Source organism: Helicobacter sp. MIT 05-5293, from assembly GCF_000765665.2.
GTDB lineage: Bacteria > Campylobacterota > Campylobacteria > Campylobacterales > Helicobacteraceae > Helicobacter_C.
Genome location: NZ_JROZ02000004.1, coordinates 146,832 through 172,276 on the forward strand (window position 1 = coordinate 146,832; position 25,445 = coordinate 172,276).

Annotated in this window: 26 protein-coding genes and 2 tRNA genes; 19 read left to right on the plus strand and 9 right to left on the minus strand. The window is 37.0% G+C overall.

Annotation, left to right across the window (positions count from 1 at the left end; all coding sequences use genetic code 11):
* The first annotated feature begins 1 nt into the window (after position 1).
* A tRNA-Arg gene (locus LS68_RS08300) sits at positions 2 to 78 on the plus strand.
* Between the two features lie 106 nt (positions 79 to 184).
* Here the strand turns inward: LS68_RS08300 and LS68_RS08305 are convergent.
* From LS68_RS08305 to LS68_RS08330, 6 genes are all read right to left on the minus strand, one after another.
* Entirely contained in the window at positions 185 to 679 is a 495-nt protein-coding gene (locus LS68_RS08305) for a hypothetical protein (protein ID WP_138091398.1), read from the minus strand.
* A 32-nt stretch (positions 680 to 711) separates the two neighbouring features.
* Positions 712 to 1,878 carry a cell division protein FtsZ gene (ftsZ, locus tag LS68_RS08310; protein WP_138091400.1) on the minus strand — a complete coding sequence of 389 codons (1,167 nt, stop codon included), beginning with the start codon at positions 1,876 to 1,878 and terminating at the stop codon, positions 712 to 714.
* 10 nt (positions 1,879 to 1,888) lie between these two features.
* Positions 1,889 to 3,271: a cell division protein FtsA gene (gene ftsA / locus LS68_RS08315; RefSeq protein ID WP_034369849.1), complete on the minus strand. Its 1,383-nt coding sequence runs from the start codon at positions 3,269 to 3,271 to the stop codon at positions 1,889 to 1,891.
* Between the two features lie 10 nt (positions 3,272 to 3,281).
* Positions 3,282 to 4,775, minus strand: coding sequence for a peptidylprolyl isomerase (locus LS68_RS08320; protein ID WP_034369847.1), 1,494 nt, complete (start codon positions 4,773 to 4,775; stop codon positions 3,282 to 3,284).
* Positions 4,776 to 5,005: 230 nt separating this feature from the next.
* Positions 5,006 to 5,082 (minus strand) — tRNA-Ile (locus tag LS68_RS08325).
* Positions 5,044 to 6,186 (minus strand): FtsW/RodA/SpoVE family cell cycle protein, encoded by a 1,143-nt coding sequence (locus LS68_RS08330; protein ID WP_081950918.1) that lies wholly within the window; start codon positions 6,184 to 6,186, stop codon positions 5,044 to 5,046. The genes LS68_RS08325 and LS68_RS08330 overlap by 39 nt, the downstream gene beginning before the upstream one ends.
* A gap of 64 nt (positions 6,187 to 6,250) precedes the next feature.
* Between LS68_RS08330 and LS68_RS08335 the strand changes: the two genes are divergently transcribed.
* The 11 genes from LS68_RS08335 (at position 6,251) to LS68_RS08385 (ending at position 15,990) form a co-directional block, all read left to right on the plus strand.
* Positions 6,251 to 7,339, plus strand: coding sequence for an RluA family pseudouridine synthase (locus LS68_RS08335; RefSeq protein ID WP_034369845.1), 1,089 nt, complete (start codon positions 6,251 to 6,253; stop codon positions 7,337 to 7,339).
* Positions 7,326 to 8,528 (plus strand): hypothetical protein, encoded by a 1,203-nt coding sequence (locus tag LS68_RS08340; RefSeq protein WP_241993726.1) that lies wholly within the window; start codon positions 7,326 to 7,328, stop codon positions 8,526 to 8,528. The genes LS68_RS08335 and LS68_RS08340 overlap by 14 nt, the downstream gene beginning before the upstream one ends.
* On the plus strand, positions 8,528 to 9,727 hold the full coding sequence (trmB, locus tag LS68_RS08345; RefSeq protein WP_034369841.1) for a tRNA (guanosine(46)-N7)-methyltransferase TrmB: 1,200 nt from the start codon (positions 8,528 to 8,530) through the stop codon (positions 9,725 to 9,727). Before LS68_RS08340 ends, trmB begins: the two co-directional genes overlap by 1 nt.
* A gap of 3 nt (positions 9,728 to 9,730) precedes the next feature.
* Positions 9,731 to 10,399, plus strand: coding sequence for an ABC transporter ATP-binding protein (locus LS68_RS08350; protein ID WP_034369839.1), 669 nt, complete (start codon positions 9,731 to 9,733; stop codon positions 10,397 to 10,399).
* Positions 10,386 to 11,195 carry a hypothetical protein gene (locus LS68_RS08355; protein WP_034369837.1) on the plus strand — a complete coding sequence of 270 codons (810 nt, stop codon included), beginning with the start codon at positions 10,386 to 10,388 and terminating at the stop codon, positions 11,193 to 11,195. The genes LS68_RS08350 and LS68_RS08355 overlap by 14 nt, the downstream gene beginning before the upstream one ends.
* Positions 11,195 to 12,412, plus strand: a complete 1,218-nt coding sequence (locus LS68_RS08360; protein WP_034369834.1) for a peptidoglycan DD-metalloendopeptidase family protein — start codon at positions 11,195 to 11,197, stop codon at positions 12,410 to 12,412. The genes LS68_RS08355 and LS68_RS08360 overlap by 1 nt, the downstream gene beginning before the upstream one ends.
* Before the next feature lie 62 nt (positions 12,413 to 12,474).
* Complete coding sequence (locus tag LS68_RS08365; RefSeq protein ID WP_034369832.1) at positions 12,475 to 12,867, plus strand: FlaG family protein; 393 nt, start codon at positions 12,475 to 12,477, stop codon at positions 12,865 to 12,867.
* A gap of 46 nt (positions 12,868 to 12,913) precedes the next feature.
* Positions 12,914 to 14,962 carry a flagellar filament capping protein FliD gene (fliD, locus tag LS68_RS08370; RefSeq protein ID WP_034369830.1) on the plus strand — a complete coding sequence of 683 codons (2,049 nt, stop codon included), beginning with the start codon at positions 12,914 to 12,916 and terminating at the stop codon, positions 14,960 to 14,962.
* A gap of 9 nt (positions 14,963 to 14,971) precedes the next feature.
* A complete protein-coding gene (fliS, locus tag LS68_RS08375; protein WP_034369828.1) occupies positions 14,972 to 15,355 on the plus strand; it encodes a flagellar export chaperone FliS in 384 nt (127 codons plus the stop codon).
* Positions 15,339 to 15,572: a hypothetical protein gene (locus LS68_RS08380; protein ID WP_034369826.1), complete on the plus strand. Its 234-nt coding sequence runs from the start codon at positions 15,339 to 15,341 to the stop codon at positions 15,570 to 15,572. Before fliS ends, LS68_RS08380 begins: the two co-directional genes overlap by 17 nt.
* Positions 15,573 to 15,702: 130 nt before the next feature.
* Positions 15,703 to 15,990, plus strand: coding sequence for an HU family DNA-binding protein (locus LS68_RS08385; RefSeq protein WP_034369824.1), 288 nt, complete (start codon positions 15,703 to 15,705; stop codon positions 15,988 to 15,990).
* Positions 15,991 to 16,016: 26 nt separating this feature from the next.
* On the opposite strand, the gene LS68_RS08390 is transcribed toward LS68_RS08385, so the two are convergent.
* Positions 16,017 to 16,961, minus strand: a complete 945-nt coding sequence (locus LS68_RS08390) for an NAD(P)H-dependent glycerol-3-phosphate dehydrogenase (RefSeq protein ID WP_034369821.1) — start codon at positions 16,959 to 16,961, stop codon at positions 16,017 to 16,019.
* 60 nt (positions 16,962 to 17,021) lie between these two features.
* On the minus strand, positions 17,022 to 17,681 hold the full coding sequence (locus LS68_RS08395) for a hypothetical protein (protein ID WP_034369819.1): 660 nt from the start codon (positions 17,679 to 17,681) through the stop codon (positions 17,022 to 17,024).
* A 237-nt stretch (positions 17,682 to 17,918) separates the two neighbouring features.
* On the opposite strand from LS68_RS08395, the gene gatB reads away from it, so the two are divergent.
* The 6 genes from gatB (at position 17,919) to LS68_RS09865 (ending at position 22,682) form a co-directional block, all read left to right on the plus strand.
* Entirely contained in the window at positions 17,919 to 19,346 is a 1,428-nt protein-coding gene (gene gatB / locus LS68_RS08400) for an Asp-tRNA(Asn)/Glu-tRNA(Gln) amidotransferase subunit GatB (protein ID WP_034369817.1), read from the plus strand.
* 153 nt (positions 19,347 to 19,499) lie between these two features.
* Positions 19,500 to 19,844, plus strand: a complete 345-nt coding sequence (locus tag LS68_RS08405; protein ID WP_034369815.1) for a hypothetical protein — start codon at positions 19,500 to 19,502, stop codon at positions 19,842 to 19,844.
* 154 nt (positions 19,845 to 19,998) lie between these two features.
* Complete coding sequence (locus LS68_RS08410) at positions 19,999 to 20,619, plus strand: ATP-grasp fold amidoligase family protein (protein WP_241993727.1); 621 nt, start codon at positions 19,999 to 20,001, stop codon at positions 20,617 to 20,619.
* Between the two features lie 131 nt (positions 20,620 to 20,750).
* Positions 20,751 to 21,689 (plus strand): UDP-glucuronic acid decarboxylase family protein, encoded by a 939-nt coding sequence (locus tag LS68_RS08415; RefSeq protein WP_034369813.1) that lies wholly within the window; start codon positions 20,751 to 20,753, stop codon positions 21,687 to 21,689.
* Positions 21,686 to 22,099, plus strand: a complete 414-nt coding sequence (locus LS68_RS09860; protein ID WP_241993719.1) for a hypothetical protein — start codon at positions 21,686 to 21,688, stop codon at positions 22,097 to 22,099. Before LS68_RS08415 ends, LS68_RS09860 begins: the two co-directional genes overlap by 4 nt.
* Positions 22,044 to 22,682: a glycosyltransferase family 90 protein gene (locus LS68_RS09865; RefSeq protein ID WP_241993720.1), complete on the plus strand. Its 639-nt coding sequence runs from the start codon at positions 22,044 to 22,046 to the stop codon at positions 22,680 to 22,682. Before LS68_RS09860 ends, LS68_RS09865 begins: the two co-directional genes overlap by 56 nt.
* 77 nt (positions 22,683 to 22,759) lie before the next feature.
* Here the strand turns inward: LS68_RS09865 and LS68_RS08425 are convergent, their stop codons facing one another.
* On the minus strand, positions 22,760 to 24,406 hold the full coding sequence (locus LS68_RS08425) for an L-lactate permease (RefSeq protein WP_034369811.1): 1,647 nt from the start codon (positions 24,404 to 24,406) through the stop codon (positions 22,760 to 22,762).
* 306 nt (positions 24,407 to 24,712) lie between these two features.
* On the opposite strand from LS68_RS08425, the gene LS68_RS08430 reads away from it, so the two are divergent.
* Positions 24,713 to 25,444, plus strand: coding sequence for a (Fe-S)-binding protein (locus tag LS68_RS08430; protein WP_034369808.1), 732 nt, complete (start codon positions 24,713 to 24,715; stop codon positions 25,442 to 25,444).
* Position 25,445: the final 1 nt, after the last annotated feature.

The window sequence follows — 25,445 nt, forward strand, 5'->3', positions numbered from 1 at the left end:
AGTGCTCGTAGCTCAGCTGAATAGAGCAACAGGTTGCGGTCCTGTAGGTCGGGGGTTTGAATCCCTCCGAGCATACCATATCTTTGATACCCTACTTTTGATTTTCAACACTATTTTAGCCATTATTAAATTCTTTTGTTTGTATTTATAGAATCTTAATTTACTAAATTCGATTCTGAACGATTTATGCGTTGATTTCGCAATCACCACTACCTATGACTTCTTTTTCAAGACCTGTTGCAATGACTGTCGCACGCACAAAATCCTGTGGTATATCATTCAATGTTATTACTCTAAAAACGATTGCTGCCTCATTTTCTCCGATTGCATTAACAATCTCCATTGCTTCAAGAAGTCCCAAGAAAGGATAGTTGCCGTGTGTCTCAAAATTAACAAGTATGCCCATTGCGCCATTAATAGAAATATTATCCGGAGATTCTATTGCCATACGCACAGCATGAGAGGCAGCACCATCTCCACTTGATTCACCAATACCCATTAACGCTAGACCTTTATAGCTCATAACCTTTTGGATATCGACAAAATCTACCTCAAGGTCATGAGGTGAATCAGTCATAGCAAGATAACTCACCGTATTAGAGTCGCCACCGCCAACACCAATGGCAGAAATAACCCAACCTTGATTTACTACGCGAATGTCTAAATCAACTTCTTGCATATTTTCAATTAATCCAATTTGCTAGTATAATATCAGTCTTTTTGGTTACGCAAATAGGTTGGCACATCAATGCTATCGTGCTCATCTGTGAGCAAACGAAACTCATCACCACTCACTTTTCTTCTCTGTATATCAATAATGAGATCGCGAGATTGTTCTAAACTTTTTTGGCTAGTATGGGTTTTAGAAGAAGATTCACAATCACTACCTCCTACAACTTCTTTCTCAAAGCCTGTTGCAACGATTGTTACACGCACAAAATCCTGTGGTATATCATTCAATGTTCTTGTTCCAAATACGATTGCTGCCTCATTTGCATCTCCGATTGCATTAACAATCTCCATTGCTTCCTGAATTTCCAAAAGAGGATAGTTGCTGTGTATCTCAAAATTGACAAGTATGCCCATTGCGCCATTAATAGAAATATTATCAAAAAGCGGAGATTCTATTGCCATACGCACAGCATGAGAGGCAGCACCATCTCCACTTGATTCACCAATACCCATTAACGCTAGACCTTTATAACTCATAACAGTTTGGACATCAGCAAAATCTACATTAATGTCATGCGCGCTATGTTCTAAAATAACACCTGAAATCCCATTAACTGCTCTAGCAAGGACATCATTAACCATATTAAAACTTTCGCGTAAGCCATAATTTTTAGGAATAATAGATAAAAGACGATCATTAGGAATTACAATTAAACAATCACTTTCTAGTTTTAAATTTCTTAATCCTTCTTCAGCAAGACGAGAACGTTTCATACCCTCCATTTTAAAAGGTTTGGTGATAATAGAAATTGTCAATGCGCCTACTTCTTTTGCGGCTTTGGCAATGACTGGTGCAGCACCTGTGCCTGTGCCACCACCCAATCCTGCAGAAATAAAAACAATATCTGAATCTGCTAATACAGCTTTAATCTCTTCATAAGTTTCTTCCGCTGCTCTTTTTCCAATTTCTGGTTGCATTCCTGCACCCAATCCCTTAGTAAGCTTCTCTCCAAGTTTCATTTTGACAGCAGCATTAGTGCTTTGTAAATGCTGAATATCAGTATTGGCAGCAATAAGCCTTATAGCATTATGTGGATTAGTTGTGGTAAGATAACTCACCATATTAGAACCGCCACCGCCAACACCAATGACAGAAATAACCGCGCCTTGATTTACTTCGTGAATGTCCAAATTAATTTCTTCCATATCTTATCCTTTAAAATAGTTGGCTAAGCCATTTCCAGAATCTAATGAATATATTGTCATGCCTATCCCCATCAGAAGTCTTAATCTGTGAAAGATCACTTTTGTGAATAATATGAGGAGCATTTTGTGTCGTTATTGCAATATCTTGCACATTATGTTCTTTTGATAGCTCAATATTACCTATACCATTTGTGTCTGCAACAAGATTACTCTTTCGGTAGCGCATCTTCTTTTCACAATCCATTTCATAATTCGTATGTTGTCCAGCACCATGAAGTATCAAGCCTATTGCAGTAGCACTATGCGTCCCTTTTAATCCGTCAAAAAGCCCATCTATAGAAACAGGCTTTGAGATTCTCACCGGCTTACGGAATATGCTTGATGCAAATTCTTGCATTCCTTCAAGATTTGCCATACCCCCAGTTAGGGTAATACCTGCGCCAATCTTTTCTCTCAAACCACTTTTTTCGATACTCTTTGCCAAAAGTAATAAAGTTTCTTCCACTCTCGCGGAAATCACGGTATGTATAATTTCAAGATTGACTTTATTTGTAGCAGATTCATTTGCCATAATAGGAATCTCCAAAGCTTTATCCTTGTCCTCATCACTCAAGATTAATTTACCATAATCTGTCTTAATCTTTTCTGCAGTGCTTGGGTGTGTATTAAGAGCCGTAGCTAAGTCAATCGTGATATTATTAGAACCCACGCTAAGAAAATCACTATAACGCATTGAATAACCATTATGAATCATTAAATCACAAGTCTGCCCGCCCATATCAATACACGCTACACCCAAATCTTTTTCTTCATTCGTTAAAACAGCGATAGATGAAGCATAAGCACTTAAAACGATATTGTCAATCTCTATACCGCTTGAACGCACAGCTTTCTTTAGATTCTCTAATGCCGCTTTTTTAGCTGTTATAATATGCACAAATACCTCTAAACGCGATGCGCTCATACCCATTGGATCTTCTGCGGGATTCTGATCGTCAAGCCTAAATTCATAAGGCAATGCGTGAATCAAGGTGTGATCATCGGGAATAAGGGCATTATAAATGGCTGATTGCATTGCACGATTAATTTCTTTTAATCCAATCTCATTGTTAGGCACATTTGCCACTGCTGAAGATCTTAGGCTTTTTGTATAAGCACCAGATAGTGATACAATAGCCTTTTCTACATTTGTCCCTGCCACGCGCTTGGCATCATTTACAGAATTTCTAATGGCTTGCGAAGCTTGCTCAATGTTTGTGATAGAACCCTTTCTGATTCCTTCAGCTTTATGAAAACCTGTGCCTATAATATAAGGAACACCATCTTTAATATCTGCAATGATCGAACAAATTTTGGTAGAACCAATATCAATGCCTAATATGGTCTGATTCACTGCTTATACCTCACTTATCCAAATCTATATACATTGTGGTTTTATAACGTTTACCTAAATAGACCATTAATGTCTCGGCTATTATACCGTATTTCACATTTTTAGCTACTACATCAAAATCAACCGCTTGTAAAGGCATCACTGCTTGCTCCAAAATACGATACATCACAGCTTTATCTTCAAAAAGCACATATCCTTCTTTTTGATTGCTGCTAAAAACTTGATTAAGAAAATGTGCTTTTTGTGTCGTATCTAGATTTTCAATTGTGCCATTATAATACTTATTCACAAACCCAATATCTTTGCCCTTAAATGTGGAGATACTTTCTTGCGCAATCTTAATCAATTCTTGATGTCTCTTATATTTTTTAAATGCCTCATTTACCTCGTTTCTCGCTTCATCAAAACTTTTATCCACACTCTCTGTTTTATCAAGAATCTTCAAAGTTACATAACCCTTATCTGCCTCGATTGGTCGGAGCGTCTGTCCTTTTTGAGCAACCTTCATATCTGCGACTACCAAATCTACACCATTTTTAATAAAATAGTGATCATTTTCATCAAAATGAGTTTCCTCGCCTTTTTTCTTGCCATCACGCAAAGCAATATATTCTCGCTTTGCCACACTTTCAGCCTTGCTTTTTTGAACATCTCTCAATACGAGATCTTTTGCTTCATCGAAGCTCATCAAATGCCCATCTTCATTGAAATAGTCGGTCTTGAAATCATTGTAATGCTCTAGAAGCTCTTCCTCTTGTGGATTCTGCTCACTATAGGGGACAAGGATATATTCGACATGAAAAGCCATAGGAGTCTTCCATTGACTTGCATTCTTTAACCAAAACTCCTTTACCTCATCTTCTTTGACATCAAAAGATATTTGGCTAGTAGGGATTATTCCTACCATTAATCTATCATAAATTGAAGAAGCCATTTTTAGAGAGGAAACTTCAAGTGGTGTAATATGCACAAGAGGCTGCTCGGTATTGAGATTCATTACACCAAGTAACTTTTGTATCAGTAAAACTTTGCGTATGCTCTCCTCAAACTCATCAGTGCGCATCTGACGATCACGGAGAGATTGTTTATAAATTTCGCTACTGAATCGTCCTTGATCATCGACATAGACATTAGCATTAATAATTTCATTGCTAACTTCTTGATCACTGACTTCCAAACCCAAATCTTGTGCAAAATTAAGCAATTGTGTCTGCTGGATTAGTCTTTGTAAAGCAATTTTAGGCAAACCGAGCTGCTTAGCTTGCGCCTCATCTAAAATACCTCCAAGCTGCGGTATGCGCGAATATTCATTATAGACTTCATTATAAGCGCGTTGATATTCTGCAAAATGTATATCGATATGTCCCACAGTGGCAACTTTATCGTTACTTGAACCAAAACCATAAGAACCCCAATTCACCATTCCAGCACCAATAAAAGCAATAGCACTGATCCAAATTGTAATTACCAACCACTTTTTATGCTTTTGCATCCAAGTAATCATTAAAGCCAAACCTTTTAAATGTTTTAATATTTTTTAAGTATAAGGGTTATTATAGCACAAAAAGCCAATCTAAAAAGGCTCTTTTGTTAATATTCATCGAAATAAAAACAGCAAAATAATGTTTTGGAGATTCTAAAAAATCACAGAAATATCATCAAGACTCAACCTTTAAAAGATTAAGTCTTGATTTTTTAATATTGATGATTAAGTAATACTCTTAAAAGTTTTTATGGTGGACCTTGCAGGATTTGAACCTGCGACCAATCGGTTATGAGCCGAGTGCTCTGACCAGCTGAGCTAAAGGTCCCCGCTTATTCGAGTTGGAATTATACTCAAAAACAAACCTAAAGGCAAGAATGTTTTCTAAGATTGTAAAAAGTGTCATAAAGGTTACAAAACTTGTCCCTCCATAACTTACCAAAGGTAAGGGAATCCCAACCACAGGAGCTAACCCTATAACCATACAAATATTGATTCCTACATACAAAAAAAGCAATATAGCAATATAACTCGCCACTACGCGTAAAAAATAATCTTTCCCATATGCAAAACCTAAGCTTAAAATATGCACAATCATAAAAAAGAACCACGCCAACAAGCCTAACGCACCTAAAAATCCAAAACGTTCGACAAAATACGCAAAAATAAAATCAGTATTTGCATAAGGCAAAAATCGAGACTGCGATTGTGTAGCATTTTCTTTGGATTTACCAACCAATCCGCTTGCTCCAATGGCAATTAAAGCTTGATTGACTTGATAGGGAGATTTATCGGAAACAAAGTCCATAATGCGTTTTTTTTGATAATCCTTAAGCGGATCGACTACATACATCACCGGTGCTAAAACCACAACAATCAGTGCTAAAGAAATCCAAATTTTTTTATTCACACCAATCAAAAAAAGTGTGCCAAATCCTGTGAGTAAAACCACCATTGCCGTGCCCAAATCCGGCTCTTTAAGGATAATCAGAAAAGGTATAAGAATCCCAATACTAATAACAACAAATTCTTTGAATCCATAGCCATCTTTAGGCGGAGGATTGTTAGCAATATATGATGCCAAAAGAAGCATCAAAGAAGTTTTCATAATTTCACTAGGCTGAATAGAAAAATTTGTAAAAGGAATATCCACCCAACGTTGCGCACCGAGTTTTTGTGTCCCTATAAAATGCACCAACACCAAAAGCACCAAACAAATCGCATAAAGTGCCATAATAAGCGTATTAAGCTTTCTAAAAGGAACAAAAAATAAAAAAATGACCAAACCACAAGCCAAGCTGATATATTTTACTTGCTTAGCAAAAAGCACAGGATCTAATTCGTGGATAAGAAAAAGCGAAATACCCACTAAAGGAATCACAAAGAGTAATAAAATATAATCAAAGTGTGCTAAAATACGCCGGTCAATCACTATTTTTCCTTAAAACAATCGATTCTATATCTTTAAATTTATAAGTATTTAGGACATACAAAATATGCAGAATCTTATTATAACAGAGAATGACTTAACGAATAGCAAAATGCGACTTGATTCTTATCTAAGTCTCAAATTACAAAGTAGCAAAAACCAGATTCAGAATCTGATTAAAAATCACTTTGTGCTCGTCAATGGGAAAATCTGCAATAAAAACGGCTATACTATCGGGCTTAACGACACTATCACGATTTTATCACCCACGACAGAATCTGTAGAATCTGCAGACAAAAATACTGCTTTTTGTGTTGATGATGAAAAATTTGCTATTAGTATTATTTATGAAGATGAAGATATTTTGATTATTAATAAACCCCCACATTTAGTAATTCACGAAGCTCCTAGTGTCAAAGAATCCACCCTTGTAGATTGGCTCAAATTTCATTCTTACCGATTCCATACTTTAAGCGGGAATGAGCGTTATGGTATTGTGCATCGGCTTGATAAGCAGACTAGCGGGGCTTTGGCGATTGCTAAAACACCTCTTGCTTATCAGAATCTTTCCCACACACTTAAGACAAGAGAAATGGGTCGTTATTACCTTGCTATTATTGACACCCCACTAAAAAATCATCAAGATATTGAATGTTTCATGGGACGCTCTCCTCATAATCGCCTCAAAATGAGCAAGATTCACATTCCCATGCCCTTTACAGAATCTGACATCACAAACACCACACACACTCATATCCCCAAAGGCATTCGTTATTCAAAAAGCTCTATGGTAAAACTTGCGACTTCTGACAATGGCGCACTTGAGTTAATAGCAGTCAAACTACACACAGGACGCACACATCAGATACGCGTTCATCTTGAGAGTCTCTCGCGGCACATTTTAGGAGATACGCTTTATGGCTATAAACCCTCTGCAAAAACATTTTTCTATCAAAACAGAATCTTGCTTCATGCTTATATTTTATATCTCAATCACCCCAAAACTTCGCAAAAAATGTTTTTTAAAGCTCCTATTTTAACAGATATGCTAGAATTTATACAAACTCATTTCACAAAGGACTTCAATGGCTGTAAGGATATTACAGAAATGTTGGAAACAGATCGCATTATGCGCTCTTTTGATGTTCTCTCTTGAATCTTGCGCTACTTTATCATCACTTGGCAAAACACCACAAGAAGATGCTTCGTTACCATCTTTAGATTCTGTCAATACACTCATAGATGTCTCATCGGTAGGCTTTGAATGGAAGTCAATCGCAGATTCTCGTATCAAAGGCTTCGTGATTTATCGTGCTCAAAACAACAAAGACGAAACATTACAAAAAATCGCAACCATCAAAAATCCTTTTTCTACACATTATTCTGATACAAAACTTAAGCCACAAACCAAATACACTTACGCCTTTGCAACACTTGGAGCAAATAACACTATTTCTCCTAAAAGCAATCCTATCCCGATTCAGACCTCTTATATTGATCCGGTAGAGAGTGTTTTTGCAATCAATAATCGTCCCAAAACAATTAAACTCATTTGGTCTCCGCACCCAAATCCTAGTATCAAATCTTATTTGGTCGAACGTCTTGATAGTGCAGGAGAATTTAAAACAATCGAAACCATTCCTCATCGCTTGAGTGTGGAATATTTCGATACAGATCTTAAAGATGGAGTTACCTACACCTATCGTATTGTTGCGAAAAGTTACGAAGGTGTCCGTGCTAAACCCTCTCAAAGTGTCAGTGTTACGACCATACAGCAACCTAATCCTATCGCCAACATTCAAGCCACTACAAATCTCCCAAAAACAATCAAAATCACATGGGACGAAGCACCTGATGCGCAAGGTGTGAAAACTAAGCGTTACAAGATTCTGTATTCTAAAAATGGCAAAGATTTTAAAAACTTAGCTACAACAACCCAAACTTCTTATACACACAAGCTTAAAGAAGATGGAGAAAGTTATATCTATCAAGTCGTATTACTTGGAGAAAATGAACTTGAGGGAAAATGGAGCAGTTATCCGCCTCAAGGTTCAAGTCTGAATCCACCCAAAGCTCCTACAATGTTTGAGGGAAAAATGCAAAACCAGCAAGCACATCTTCAATGGAAAGCTTCGAGTGATGAGCGCGTTAAATATTACGCAATTTATCGCAAAGAAAAACAACTATGGAAACAAGCTTTGCGTTTCACAGACATTACAGATACTTTTTTTATCGATAAAGAGATGCAGCCTAATAAAAAATATCTCTATAGTGTCGTGAGTGTTGATGAGCATGAAATAGAATCTGCTCCTTCTCAAGAAATTGAATTATCCCTTGAGCCATAATGCCACATTTTCTTGCACCTCATATTGTTATACCTCCCTTACCTTGCACAATAGGAGATTATCACTTTGTCTATGAAGCCAAAAAATATGGTGATGATAAACAATCCTTGATTCTCGTGCGTTTTGATGATCAAGAGTTTTACTTACGCAAAGTGCAACGCAACGATTCTCAACACAATGAGATTCTCAAATGTGAGAAAAATACGAGAATCAAGCCCACAGGTATTATCAAGAATGCGTTAAAGATTCTGTGTGATACCCAAGAAAGCGTTATTTCTCATAATCTCAACAACAATAGTATTCGTCAGAATCTCCAGTCTGATTATCTCAAATCAATTGCATTTTTTACAAATTTTACAGAATCTTTTATCCTTGAAATTGGATTTGGTTCGGGCAGACATTTACTGCATCTTGCAAAAGAAAATCCTCACACTATTTGCGTTGGCATTGAGATTCACACACCTTCAATTGAGCAGATTCTGCGACAGATTCAGATTGAGAATCTCAATAATCTTTATATTATCAATTGCGATGCGAGAATCTTGCTTGAAATTATGCCCGATAATCTTGCTCAAGCTATTTATATACATTTCCCTGTGCCATGGCATAAAAAACCCCATAGACGCGTTTTTTCAGAAATATTTTTACAGCAAGCCTTAAGGGTGCTTCAACCCAATGGAATGCTACATTTAAGAAGTGATGATGAGCAATATTTTACAGATTCACTTCACATTGCCCTTCGCCTCGATTCTCTTAAAATGCACATATATAAAAACCAACAAGCTTCTGTCGTGAGCAAATACGAAGCAAGATGGAAAAGACAATGTAAAAACATTTTTGATCTCCAAATCTTTAAAAATACATCAATAGACAATACCCCTACAAAAAATACACAAAATATACAAAAAACCTTCCACTTTGATAAGATTCTAAGAAAAAATTTGGATAATTATATAAACTATCCGAGTAAAATCTTAGAAAAAGATTGGTTTTTACACATTGATAGTCTCTATAAGGCTCATAATATTTATGTTTTAATGCTATGTTTTGGGGATTTTAATCAGCCTCAAAACAAATTTTTACACATCGAATTTCGAGAAGATGAGACAAAATCATGGTATGTCGGGGGTGATCCTATCCCTACAAATGCAGCCGTAAAGGCTCACCAATACTTAAAGAAAATTTTAATGAAGGAGTGAAAATTGGGTGCAATTATTGAAGCAAAGAATCTCAATTTGGGCTATAGTGATGAAATTGTCATTAAAGACGCAACCTTTAGTATCAACGCAAAAGAATTTGTGTTTATCACAGGTGCTTCAGGGAGCGGAAAAAGCACAATTCTTAGCTCTTTTTATGGCTATCTCGGTGTCAAAAGCGGACATCTGAATGTCTATGGTCTCAATATGCAAAAAGCCTCAAAAAACCGCATTAATTTTTTACGCCGCAGTATTGGGATTGTCTTTCAGGATTATAAACTGATCAAAGAATGGAATATCGAAAAAAATGTTATGTTGCCCATGATCATTAATGGCTACAAAAAAGAAGTATGCAAATCACAGGTAGAAAAGCTTCTTGTGCATATCAAACTTTCACACAAAGCTAATAAGTTTCCTTTAGAACTTAGCGGGGGTGAGCAGCAACGCGTAGCAATGGCAAGAGCAGTAGCACATAATCCTACTATTATCCTCGCTGATGAGCCTACGGGTAACCTCGATGATTATTCAAGTGAATTGATATGGAATCTGCTCAAAGGCGTTAATGAACAGCTCGGTATCACCGTGGTTGTCGTTACACACCGTATGCCTGATCGACTGAATATTCCCTATCGGCGATTACACATTGAAGAAGGAGTTGTGTATGAATTTGCTTAAAAGACACTTGGCATTGATTATTCCCCTTTTAGCCCTACTTTTTAGCTTGGAAAGTATTATGCTTGTCAATCGTGCCGTAACAAAACACGAAAACAAACTCTCTGACAGCTATTCAATCGTGATTGCTTCCAAAAGCCCTCTCACTATTGATAAAATCGAAAGTTTTATCCGTGAAGCAAAAGAGCTTAAAACCATCACTCCTGACTATATGCTTAATGAGCTCAAAAAAGAGTTAAGCAGGGAGAGCCTCGAGACACTCCAAAAAGAATTACCTTTTTTCTATTCTCTCAAACTCTCTGTTTTCCCTGATGAAGAAAGATTACAAAAAATCAATAACACATTGTCAAAACTCAATGGCGTAACTAAAGTCGAATCTTTCACAAAAAGCCATTCTCAAGTTTATAAGCTTTTACTCATCATCAAAAGTTCTATTGTTGTTTTTGCTTCTTTAATTGCTGTTTTAAGCTATATTTTGATGGTTAAACAAATCGAAATTTGGAAATTTGAGCATAGTGATCGTATGGAGATTATGGCATTTTTGGGCGCACCTGCGTGGATGCGCAATGGGATTTTATTCCGCTTAGCTTTTATAGATTCTATTATTTCAACCATTTTAATTATCATAGGGACAGCCTATCTAATGGGATATGATCGTATGCAAGAAATCCTACGAACGCTTGAGGTAACCAGTGATATTTTTAGAACGGCTAGTGATTTTATCATTCTTTTATTCACTTCCATTCTTGTCTCAATTGTGTCTGTGGTCTTTGTGATTATTAAACAAAAAGATTTGTAATGCGAGGCTATGCCTGGATTCTTTTATTTGTCCTCATTAATGTATGTGAGGCAAATATCGACAAAGATATTGCCGCTAATAAAGACAAGCTTGCCAAAACGCAATCTCAAGAAAAAGCCATTAGTAAAAAATTTGATGAGCTGGGCAAAGCTATCAATGCAAAAAACATCGAGCTCACGCAACTTGGGCATAAAATCACACAATTAGAAAAAGATATTGCCCAAAATCAAGGTAAATACCAAACTCAAGAAAAAACTCTCAAACAAACTCAAGAAAAACAGAATCGTTTGCTTAAACAAAAGCAAAATATTGAAACACAATTGATTAAGTTAATCACTCAAAGTATTGCATTTAATGCTGTTATCAATAACCAATCTTCGATTGATTCCATTGATGATGTCATTGAATTTCATATTTATGAGATTCTCTATCGTAATACAAAAACGCAAGTAAAAAAATTTGATGCTCAGCAAACCATTCTCAATAATGAAATAAAACGAATTTCTAGCACTATTAATCAACTCCAAACATCAATCAAAACGCAAACTACCCGCAAAGAAACCCTCCAAAATGCCAAAGACAATCAAAAAGCTATTCTCGCAAAAATGCAGACTGAACTTAAAGTTTATGACCAACAACTCAAAGACATTGCAAAAGAACGTAAAAGTCTTGATGATATTCTTGCAAAGCTAAACATCATCAAGGAGCGTGATCAACAAGGAAAAGCTACCAACCAGCAAGCCTTTATCAATAATCAAAAAAAACCTAACAGCATCAAAGCTCCTAAACAACTTGGCACTTCGTATCGTGATGTCCCCATTGTCAGTTATAAAGGGGCTAAAACTTTTCCGCCTCTTGAAAGATATACGATTGAAAAAAAGTTTGGACCTTATTTTGATCCGGTGTATCAATTCAAAATTTTCAATGCAGCTATTATGTTCAATCCTAAATCGCCCAATGCGAGCGTTAAAAATGTCCTTGATGGAAAAGTCGTCTATGCTAAAGATGCTCCGGGATTGAAAAAAGTCATTATTATAGAACATATCAATGCAATTCATACAATTTATGCTTATTTAGACAAAATAGAATCAAGCATCAAAGCAGGTATGAATATTAAAAAAGGCACGATTATCGGGAAAGTCAATGAGAGATTAAGTTTTGAAGTTACGCAAAAAGACAAACATATCAACCCTGCAGAATTTATTAAACTCAATTAAACAATTATAATAATTAACCGATATATGTTTTGATTTTAGTCTAAAATTTCAAGGAGGAAGTTATGATTGATGGCATCAACAGCGCAAATACAAACACGAATGCAATCAAGAATCAACTGATGAATATGGTAAATTCTAGCGGAAAGCTGATCAACGAAGATGCGAGACCGACAGAAATTAAAATGCGAGAAGAAACCGCACAACATCAGGATAGAGAAGATAAAAAGCAGCTTGAAAGTGAGCTAAGGGAGCTTAGTAAGAAACTTAATGACGAAATGAAACGCATTGATACAGACATTAAATTTTCATACGAAGAAAATATTCCCGGCTTAATGGTAACCGTAAAAGAAGCTAACACCGATAAAGTTATTCGTGAGATTCCTTCAAAAGAGGCAATTGAGCTTATGACAAGAATGCGCGAAGTCATTGGTGTTATTTTTAATAAACAGGGTTGATAATTCAATCATTATGGCATTTTGTTTAAAGAATTAAGGATAAAGTATGGCACTTGGCACATTAAGCTCTCTCGGTCTTGGAAGTAAAGTTTTAAATCATGATGTGATTGACAAACTAAGACAGGCTGATGAAGCATCACATATTAAGCCTATTGATAAAAAAATAGAAGAAAATGTTGAAAAACAAACCGAATTGGTTGCTATCACTTCTTTTCTAAGAGATTTAAAATCTTCTGCAAGTAAATTAGGTGATTATTCGACCTATTTAGGACGAACAAGCAATGTTATTGGTGATGCGCTTAAGGCTACTATTTCCGATGGTGTGCCCACACAGGATATTAAAATTGATGTAGATTCTGTAGCAACTTCAGATATTAACGAGATGGGAGGAAAATACGAAAGTCGTGAATCTGTTTTTAGCCAAAAAGATTCTGTCTTAAAATTCCATCACAAAGGACGAGATTATAAGATTGACATCAAGGCTGGAATGGAGCTTGGGGAAGTCGCTCAAATGATCACGGATACTACAAATGGTGAAGTATTAGGTATCGTTATGAAAACAGGTGGCTCAAATCCTTATCAGCTTATGATTAACTCAAAAGATACCGGCGAATCAAATCGCGTTTATTTCGGTTCTACGGCAAGTGGCAATATTGTCCCATCAGGTGCTATTGAACTGAAAGATGGGGATTTTAATATCACTCTTAAAGACAAGAAGGGTCTAGAAAAAACACTCTCTATCACTCTTCCAAGAACAAGCTCGAATGCCAAATCACAAGATAACGCTCAAAGCCTTAAAGATGCCATTATGGAGGCTATTAGAAACAATGCTGATTTTGAGGGTTTGCTTGATGAAGAGATTAATATCGGCATAGGTGGAGCTAATAGTGATGCGCTCACTATTAACGACAGGAGAGGCTATGCAATCAAGATTGAAGGCAATAAAGCACGCAATCTAGGATTCAGTGCAGAGAATCAAGCAGCCACTCAAGAAGATTTGATTGTAGCTACAAGGAGCATAGGGGCTGGCAAAATTAAAGGAACAATCACTATTGGTAGTGTGCCTCTTGATTTGGCAACTTTAACAAAAGAAAAAAATTCAGCAAGCCAAAATGCTAAAGTAATTGCTGAAGCGATTAACAATATTGCCGGAATCTATGCTAAAGTCAATGATGAGGGCAAACTCGTTATCAATTCAGACACAGGCGAAGTAAGTATTTTTGCCAATGCCGATGCAGATAGTAAAAAAGCTTTGGAAAGTTTAGGCTTAAAATCTGGAACAATTATGGATTATGCAAAAACACAATCAGAATTGTTTAAAATTCGAAAAGTTCAAAGTGCAGAAGATGCGAGATTCTCTTATAATGGAATCTCAATGAAACGTCCTACAAATACTATTGATGATGTTGTAAGCGGTGTTAATATTGAGCTTCTTACGACAACTCCGCCAGACAAACCTGCCGTCATCAATATCACTCGCAACGATGAGGCTATCGTAGAATCAGTGAAAAATTTTGTAGAATCCTACAACGAGCTTTCTCTAAAGCTTGATGAAGTTACACGATACGATGAAGATTCTAAGATTGCTGGAATCTTTAATGGCAATAGCGATATTCGTATGATACGCCCATCTCTTACACGGATATTTTCTACAAATGTCGTTACAGAAACCGAAATCAAAAGCCTTGCAAAATACGGATTAGCACTTGATGAAAAAGGAAGAATGAGCCTTGATGTGAGCAAACTGCAAATGGCTCTTAGTGCCGATCCGAAGGGAACTCAAGAATTTTTCAATGGAAGTGTAAAAACATTAGAATTCAAAGAGGTGCAGGTTGATGGTGTCTTTAAGAAGTTTGATCAAGAACTTGACAGACTCTTGAATGGTGGGAATGCAAGACTCAAGATTTTAGAAGAAAGTCTCACAAAAGATGACAAAAAGTTGCGTGAAGATCGTAAAAAAGCTATCCAGCAGTTGGATACGCGTTATGATATTATGGCGCAACGATTTGCCGCTTATGATTCGCAGATTTCAAAAACTAATAATGCTTTCAGTAGTGTGCAATTAATGATTGACCAATCTGTAGCTAAAAAATAAGGAGTAAATATGCGTGGCAATAATGCTTATAATTTATACCAACAAAATTCAGTTTCCGTAGAATCTCCTGCTAAACTCATCGAGATGCTTTATGAAGGGATTTTAAGATTCTCTGCTCAAGCCAAACGATACATTGAAGCAGAAGACATCGAGAAAAAAATCTACTACATTAATCGCACAACAGATATTTTTACCGAGCTTCTTAATACGCTTGATTATGATAAAGGTGGCGATGTAGCTGTGTATCTTACGGGGCTTTATACACACCAAATCAAACTTTTGACACAAGCTAATGTTACTAATGATACGACCAAAGTAGATACCGTTATTAATGTCGCTAAAGGTCTCTTAGAAGCATGGAGAGAAATTAATCAAGATGAATTGGCTCGATAAACTCAAGATTGCACTTTTAGAGCAAGATGACCAAAAAGCATTTGATCTCATTGCTCATTTGCCTGATGATTTAGAATCTAGCCCTTTGGAAGAAAAAATGCAAGCACTTGAGCTTATCCAACAAACCAAAGATCTCTTAGAATCAAAACAACTTCAAACCCAAATCTATATGGAACAAATTAAGGCTGCAAAGAAATTTTTAGAAATTCTTGACTGATTTTTTTCAAAACAAGACAGAATATAGGCATTTTTTCGCATTTTTTACACAATATATGCGCATATACCTTGACTTATAGCCAAAAAATTTATAGAATAGAATGTTCAAATTTTAATAACAAGGAGTTTGCATGAACAAGGCAGAATTTGTAGATTTAGTTAAAAAAGTCGGAGAATACGACACAAAAAAAGATGCTGAAAAAGCAATCAATGCTTTTACAGAAGCAATTTCTAAAGCACTTTCTAAAAAACAAAGTGTAGAGCTTGTTGGCTTTGGTAAATTTGAAACTGCAATTCAAAAAGCTAAATCAGGAAAAGTTCCCGGAACAAACAAAACTTACACTACTAAAGAAAAAAATGTGCCTAAGTTTAGACCCGGAAAAGGTTTAAAAGACCAAGTAGCTAAAGCAAAAAAATAAATATTTGCTACCCGATAGCCATAAAATTATTTATGGCTATACATCAAAGTCGCCAAACTTTCTTTCATACATTTCCCACCTATAATCAAATCAATCTCTCTTGCGATAGGCGTATAAATACCCTCTCTTTGCCCAATTTGTGTGATTGCATGAGCAGTGATTACTCCTTCAGCCACTTCACCCAATTCTTGGAGTATCAAATCAATCTTCTTTCCTTCTGCTAATCCCAATCCTACACGATAATTTCGCGACATTGTCGAATTTGAAGTCAAAAATAAATCGCCTGCACCAGATAATCCTAAAAATGTCTCCATCTTAGCACCAAAATATTCCCCAAACCGACTCATTTCTACCAATCCTCTAGCCAATAGAGAAGCCTTTGCATTTGCGCCAAACTGAAGCCCATCACAAATCCCCCCCGCAATAGCAATCACATTTTTATACGCACCTGCGACTTCACCTCCGACCACATCGGGACTTGCATAAGTTTTAATAAATGAAGGCATCAAGCTACCAAATTCACGGCTTAGGACAAGATTTCTCGAATGTATCACCAATGCGCAGGGTAAAGAGCGCACTACTTCAGAGGCAAAACTAGGTCCGCAAAGATAACAAATATTCTTGTGGGGGATAAATTCTTCTAAAATATCACTCACAAATGCACCGCTACCAGCTTCTATTCCTTTGCTTGCGGAGAGAATCTTAATATTCTTAGGAAGATTGACAGATTCTATCCAACCTCGTAAAGCCGAAGTCGCAATAGCGACAACAAAATATTCTGCATCTAGTGCTTTGTCATGAGAAACTTGTCTGATTGACAAACACTTTTGTTGTTGTAATTTTTCATTTAAAGGCGTGAGCAATGAGCCTATATCGCGTCTTGAAACAATACTCACCTCATTTTTTTCTGCAAGGGCAAAAGCCAATGCCCTACCCCATGCACCTCCTCCAAAAACGCTGATTTTATTCATCATTGCCCCTTAATATTTGATTTTTTAGATTTTATCAAAAGCTTTGACAGATTCGCAAGACTAAAATACATAAGAATAAGTGAGAAAAATCTGTGTCGTAAGCCAATAAGGATTTTGTGTAACAGAATTTTGAGAGGTCTCAATGTTATTCAAAGCAAAACTTTCTGTCGCATTCATAGAAAACCCTAACATATTCTGATAATTATAAGTTTGCTTAAGTGTGAGAGAAATATGATGTTGTTCTGCTATCGCAATAATCATACCTACACTATTCATAAGCCCATAAGTCATTGATCTTTGCCCATAATTATAAGCATTCTCTTCATAACGTTGAATCGTATCATAAGCCTTAATTCTCCCACCTCTTCTCTCCATATTGATTTCTAAACCATTAGAGACAAAAAAACTTAGTTTGAATATTTTGACAGGTTGTATAGAATAATTCAAACGAAATCCAATCCCATATCGCGACATTGGAGCTTCAAACTCATTTTGAGTCCCTCCTTTGTATAATTCCATTTCAGAATAACCCTCTGCCTCATAGACATCTGCACCGATGGACAAACCTTGTTTTTCATCAATATGAGGTTTATTTTCAGATTCTTTATCTTTAGACATATTGAGCTGATTTTGCATAGTATCTGTATGAGATTCGTATATTTCTAGCTCTTCGGCATAACCTAAGACAAAAATAAACACTAATAAAAAAACAATTTTCATCTTTGCCATTGCCTTTTTCCCACCACTAACCTTCTATAGATTTGCATTGAATTTGTTTTTTGGAAGTTGTTACCTAAAGATAATAATCGACATTTTATGACTTTTTGGATATTTTTCTTTATAAATAAAGGATTCTATTCAAAAATGTTTTAAGGGTTTATTAATATTTTATACGCTTTGCTTTATACTAGCATTTTGTATTCCAAATTTTACATTTTAGATGATTAAGGATTTCCAATGTCAGCTTTTGAAACAATTATTGGTCTTGAAGTTCATGTCCAGCTCAATACAAAAACAAAGATTTTTTGCTCTTGTGCGACAAGTTTTGGGGAAGAACCCAACAAAAACATTTGTCCCACTTGCTTAGGGCTTCCGGGTGCTTTACCTGTGCTCAATCGTGAAGTCGTCAAAAAAGCAATCGCGTTTGGCACTGCAATCAATGCAGAGATCAATCAAAACTCCGTATTTGCAAGAAAAAATTATTTTTATCCCGATTTACCTAAAGCTTACCAAATCAGCCAATACGAGATTCCCATTGTCGGACGTGGGAGTATTAGCATAGAAATCAATGGAGAATCCAAAATCATAGGCGTTACGCGCGCTCATATGGAAGAAGATGCGGGTAAAAATATTCATGAAAATGACCATTCTAAAGTCGATTTGAATCGTGCCTGCACACCCTTACTTGAAATCGTCAGTGAGCCTGATATGAGAAACTCCGATGAGGCAATTGCTTATCTTAAAAAACTTCACTCAATCGTGCGCTTTTTGGGAATCTCTGATGCAAATATGCAAGAAGGAAGTTTCCGATGTGATGCAAATGTCTCTATTCGCCCCAAAGGTGATTCTCAACTCTACACCCGCGTAGAAATTAAGAATCTCAACTCCTTTAAGTTTATCCAAAAAGCGATTGAATACGAAGTAGAACGACAAATAGAAGCATGGGAAAATGGCAACTATGCCCAAAAAGTCGTCCAAGAAACGCGTCTTTTTGACACCACAAAAGGCATTACTCGCTCAATGCGTGGCAAAGAAGAGGCAGCTGATTATCGCTATTTTCCTGACCCTGACCTTTTGCCTGTGCATATTGACAAGATTCTCATGCAAGAAGGAAGACAAATACCCGAAATGCCTGATGAAAAAAAAGCGCGTTATATCAAAGATTTTGGCATTAAAGAATCTGATGCAAGCGTGCTGATAGGAGAGCTGGAGCGAGCTTTGTATTTTGAAGAAATGATTGCATTTGGAGCAAGTCCAAAAGGTGCGCTTACTTGGCTTACAACGGAGCTTTTAGGACGATTAAAAGCAGAGAATAATTTACAAAATTGCGGCATTACCTCACAGACTTTAGCCATGCTTGTTAAACGCATTGATGAGAGCAAAATCAGCGGAAAAAGTGGCAAAGAAATCCTTGATGTCCTGATAGAGCAAAAAGGTGGCGATGTAGATTCTCTGATTGACACGATGGGATTGGCACAAGTCAATGACGATGGGGCTTTATTAGAATCTATTGAGGCAGTATTACGCGACAATTCCGATAAAGTCGCAGAATACAAAAGCGGTAAAGACAAGCTATTTGGATTCTTTGTCGGACAAGTGATGAAAAATTCTAAAGGGGCAAATCCCGCACGCGTCAATGAATTATTGAAAGAAAAACTACAATAATCCCACAGAATCTAGCTTTAAGATTCTGTTATATTGTCAATCCCTATCGGTGAGATTTTTATCTTTAGCACAGCTAGAATCTCGCCAATCAAGTTCCGTATTCCACAAGAGATTGTGTTATAATGCACCCTATATTCATCACAAGGAGCTTTAATGTCAAATATCCTCAAATCCCTTAAATCCTCTATCAAGCAAAGTTCTGCTTATACTTCTTATCGTGCGTGGCGCGCTAAAGTAAAAGAGCGCAGAGAATCTAATCTAAGCGATACCCAATACTTTTCTCGCAGACATAAACATATCTTTGGCTACACGCCCCATTTCAAAAAACCTCAAACCTTTAACGAAAAGATTATTCATCGTGTTTTATACGACAGACGACCAATATACACAGCATTAGCCGATAAACTCAAAGCGAGAATCTATGTTGCTTCTATGCTTCAAGATTTCTATACTCCCAATGATGTAGCTTTTAACGGGGGGGGGGGCAGTAGATTCTAATATTTCCCAAAAGTCTTCCTCGCTCCTTTTTAAGCCCATTGATGATTTAGAATCTCTCCTTTTTGCGACAAATGTTTGCCCCTTTCTCCCTAAACTTTATGGAATCTATAAAAATTTTGATGCGATAGATTTTCACACATTGCCTCAATCTTTTGTGATAAAAACTAACCACGATTGCGGAGGTATCGTGATTGTAGAAGATAAAAAATCTTTTTTAAAAGATGAAGCGCGACTGAAATCAGCCAAAGAAAAAATCGAAAAACACTTGCAGACAAATTATTACTCCTTATATAGAGAATGGCACTACAAAGATATTGAACCCCGCGTGTTTGTAGAAGAATTATTACTCAAAGAAAAACCTCAAAATAGCGACCAAAGCACGACAAACACTAGCCCTGAAGTGCCTGATGACTATAAATTTCATTGTTTTGGCAAACAAACCTTTATTCAAATTGATACAGACAGATTCACTAATCACACAAGGACGATTTTTAATGAAAAGTGGGAGAAACAGCCCTTTATCTTTGGCTATCCCACACCAGATTACACACCACAAAAACCACAGAATCTAAACACAATGTTAGCAATCGCACAAAAATTAAGCGAAAAAATGGAAGTAGGATATGTGCGCGTGGATTTATATGAAGTAAATTGTGCAGATTCTAGTCAAAATCCTGTCATTGTGGGTGAGCTTACCTTCACACATGGGGGAGGGACAGAACATTTTAATCCTCCAGAATGGGATAAAAATTTTGGGGATTTGTGGAAACTCTAGCATAAAGATTCATTAATCTCTATCACAGAATCCACATTATTTGCGATAAACGAAGCCCATACGCTATAATTATTGCGATTCTGTAATCATTTTTAACTATAATTACACCAAATACATAGTAAGGGGGCTTAATGCAAAGTAAAAAAATTCTAGTAACCGGTGGGGCTGGATTCTTAGGTTCGCATTTATGCGAGAGGCTTTTAGAGCATGGCAATGAAGTGCTATGCGTGGATAATCTTTTCACCGGCACAAAGGCAAATATCGCACACCTGCTAAGCCACCCACGCTTTGAGTTTATGCGCCATGATGTAACTTTCCCGCTGTATGTGGAAATCGATGAGATTTACAATCTCGCTTGCCCCGCTTCGCCTGTGCATTATCAATTTGACCCCGTGCAAACGACCAAAACCTCTGTAATGGGTGCAATCAATATGCTAGGACTTGCAAAACGCACAAAAGCAAAGATTCTCCAAGCAAGCACGAGTGAAGTCTATGGAGACCCCGAAATCCACCCTCAAATAGAATCCTATCGCGGAAGTGTCAATCCTATCGGTATTCGAGCATGTTATGATGAGGGCAAACGATGCGCAGAAACGCTCTTTTTTGACTATCAAAGACAGCACAATCTCAACATTAAAGTAATGAGAATCTTTAATACTTACGGACCGCGTATGCACCCAAATGATGGGCGTGTGGTAAGCAATTTTATCATTCAAGCACTCAAAGGTGAAGACATTAGCATTTATGGGGAGGGTAAGCAAACGCGAAGTTTTTGCTATGTCGATGACCTCATCAATGGAATGATTAAGCTAATGAATAGCCCTGATGGATTCTATGGGCCTGTCAATATTGGGAATCCAAAGGAATTTACGATTTTAGAACTAGCCCAGCTTGTCATAGAACTCACTCAATCCAAATCCAAAATCACTTTCCACCCATTGCCTGAAGATGACCCCAAGCAACGACAACCCGACATCACCCTAGCAAAGCAAGAACTGCAATGGCAGCCTACCATTGAGCTAAAAGAGGGTTTAAGTAAAACAATAGAATACTTCAAAGATTTCGTATGAAAAATAATTATTTTCTCTACAATTGCAAAGGTATCGGGCGTAGCCTTGTGCCTAGTATTTTCTTGCCTAAAAATCGCGAAAAGATTCTCCATAATGTGCAGGATAGAGCAGATATTAGCTATATCAAATCACGCGTGGATTATTACTGCCAAATGAAAGAAAAAGTCAGTCTTGATGATGAGGCAAAGAGTCTTGATTATTTGCGTTTTAGCCGCAAACAAAGCGTGTATTTTTTTGATACTTACGAATACACACGCTATTTTCCCCAAGACTTCAAGGCACATTTTGCATTTGGCGATGTGAATTTTATCTGCCCTAAACCTTCTATCACGAAATCCCGCCCGATTGCATCTTATGCACAAAAACTACAAAGTGATGCGGGGGGGGGGGATAGAATCTTCTTATTCTAACTCGACCTTACTTAATCTCGCAAAAGTGCGGCATTTTACTTTTATCAAAGACCCCTATCATTTTGAAGAAAAACAAAACCTGCTTTTTTATCGCGGGGCGATTTATCAAGCCCATCGCACAGAGTTTTTTAAACAATATTTCAACCATCACTTATGTGATTTAGGACATACCGGCAGTAAAAGCATTTATCAGCAATGGCAAAAACCAAAAGTCAGCATTGCTAAACACTTGCCCTACAAATTTCTTCTCTCACTAGAAGGCAATGATGTAGCAAGCAACCTCAAATGGGTGATGAGCTCAAATTCTCTCTGCATTATGCCAAAGCCAAAATTTGAGACTTGGTTTATGGAAGACACACTTTTACCCAATGTGCATTATGTGCAAATTGCACCCAATTACGCGGATTTAGAAGAAAAGCTCGAATACTTTATTGCCCACCCAAATGAAGCAAAAGAGATTATTGCTAATGCGCATCAGTATATTGAGCAATTTCTCAATCCACAAAGAGAATCTATCATCTCACTTTTAGTGCTTGAAAAATACTTTTACTATACCGGACAAACTGAAACATTACGCATTTGAATAAAATTGAAATGAGGTGGTGTTTAGAAAATATCGACACCCATTGCGCATACGCGCAATGAAATGTCTAAACTTGTTTATTTAACAAGTGGTATCGCATCAGGTATGATTGTAGGTAAGAACATAGTGATAATTGCCGTCCAGATTCCAATAAGAATAATGAACGCCACAGAATATTTCAAAGTGAATTTGAAAAGGTCTGATTCTTTACCGACTAATCCCACAGCTGCACATGCAATCGCAATACTTTGTGGGCTAATCATTTTACCGACAACACCACCTACAGAGTTTGCAGCCAAGAATAAAGTTTCTTTGATACCTAATTCTTGAGCTGTAACTTGTTGAAGCGGACCAAAGAGGAGGTTTGAACTCGTATCGCTTCCTGTGATAAACACACCAAGCCAACCAATAACAGGGCTAAAGAATGCGAATAAATCGCCTGTCTTAGAAAACGCAATACCTAAAGTTGTGCTCATACCGCTATTTTTTGATACGAATGCAAAAGCAACTACAAGCCCAATAGTAATACAAGGGATTGCCATTTCTTTCAAAGTATCCCAGAAACAATCCGCCGCATCGCTTGCTTTAATCCTTAAGAACCAAATCGTTAGGAATGCTGCGACCAAAATCGCTGTGCCTGCTTGCAAAGCAACAAAATTGATAGGAAGTGTCAAAGCGACATTAGCACCGCTAGGTGTTTGGATTGATTGAGCAATATTATTAAAGGCAATTGTTACTTGTGTGTAATCAAAAAGCGCACCTTTTGCGAAAAGTGCCTTAAACCATGGTTGTGTCCAAATAATAATACACAAAACAAGCAAGATGAAAGGTAACCATGCCTTAAAGACTTGCCCAAGCCCTAATGTATTCTTATGAGAAAAATCTTTTTCATCATCAAGTCTAAAGATCTCTTTAGGCTGCCAAATGCGTAAGAATAAAGTGGTGCAAGCAAGTGAAACAATTGCTGAAGCAATATCTGGTAATTCTGCACCCAAAAAGTTAGAGCTGATAAATTGTGTGGTTGTGAAAGTTACAGCTGCTACAAGAATAGCTGGGAAAGTTTGTCTCACACCTTTAAAGCCGTCCATTAAAAATACAATAAAGAAAGGTATCGTCAAACTTAAAGGCACAAGCATTCTACCCACCATCGCAGCAACAGCTTGTTGTTCAATCCCTACAAGGTTTGTCATCGCAATGATTGGAATCCCAACTGCCCCAAAAGCCACAGGCGCAGTATTAGCAATCAGACAAAGTCCCGCAGCATACAATGGGCGAAGTCCCAATCCCACAAGCAAAGCTGCAGTAATTGCTACTGGTCCGCCAAAACCAATCGCACCTTCCAAAAATGAGCCAAAACAAAAACCAATCAAAATCACTTGGATTCTATGGTCAGGTGTGATACTCATAACACTTTGTTTAATGACTTCAAATGAACCCGATTTTACCGAAAGCTTATAGAGGAAAATCGCTGCGATAATAATCCATGCGATAGGCCAAATCCCTTGAGCAAAACCTTGAACGAAACTTGCCCCCACAAGCGAAAAGGGCATCTCATAAGCAACCACTGCTAATACCGAAGCAAACACAACGGTTAAGAATCCAGCCTGATAACCCTTCAACTTAAAAACCAATAAACAAGCTAGAAAACATGCGATAGGCAAAAAAGCAACTAACGCGCTTAACCATATATTCGATAATGGGTCATAGACTTGCTGCCATACCATACAAAAATCTCCTTCCAAATTGTGATTACAAGCAATAAATCAAAATTGCTCGCTTGAGTGAGATTATAAAAGAAAATAAGCTTAATATAAGGTGAGATTCTAAAGAATAGGCAATGTTTTTCTGTTATTATGTGTAAAAGTATCACATTTAAAAAAATAACCTATATAGAATGAGCATTTTTGAAACATTTTTGAAACATTATGCAAAAAAAGAAAATCGTAACTTTTTAGTCTTTTGTATTTTTTAAGGTCTATAGTTTATAATGATAGGCACAAATTAAGGTTAAGTTAAGGAAGGAGTTATTGATGCGAGTGTATTTTTTCTCGACTTGTTTAGGAGGCGTAGCGTATGCAGATACTTGTATGAACGCCATTAGGCTTCTGCAAAAAGAGGGATTAGAAGTGGTCTTTAAAAAAGATCAAACATGTTGTGGGCAGCCTAGTTATAATTCGGGGTATTACGAACAAAGCAAAAAAATCGCTCTTTATAATGTTGATCTTTTCAAAGGGGAAGAGCCTATCATCGTCCCTTCAGGTTCTTGCACTGGTATGATGAGAGAGGATTATTTAGAGCTTTTCAAAGGAGAGCCTGAATATGAGCGTGTGAAACAATTTTGCTCACGCGTCTATGATTTAGGTGAGTATCTGCATAAGATTCTTAAGGTGTCTTATCAAGACAAAGGTGAGCCGACAAAAGTAACTTGGCATAGCAATTGCCACGCGTTACGCTCTGCAAAAGTGATTGATAGTGCCAAAGCTCTTATCAGCTCACTTGCAAATGTCGATCTCATCGAACTAGAACGAGAGGAAGAATGTTGCGGATTTGGGGGGACTTTTAGTATCAAAGAACCTGAAATTTCAAACGCAATGGTAAGTCAAAAAATCCAAGATATTCTCTCACGCGATGTCGAGTATCTCATCTCCGCTGATGCTGGTTGTTTGCTCAATATCAGTGGCGCGATGAAAAAACAAAATGTCGCTGTTAAGCCCATACATTTATATGATTTCTTAGCTCAAAGAATCGGAATAGGAGCGTAAT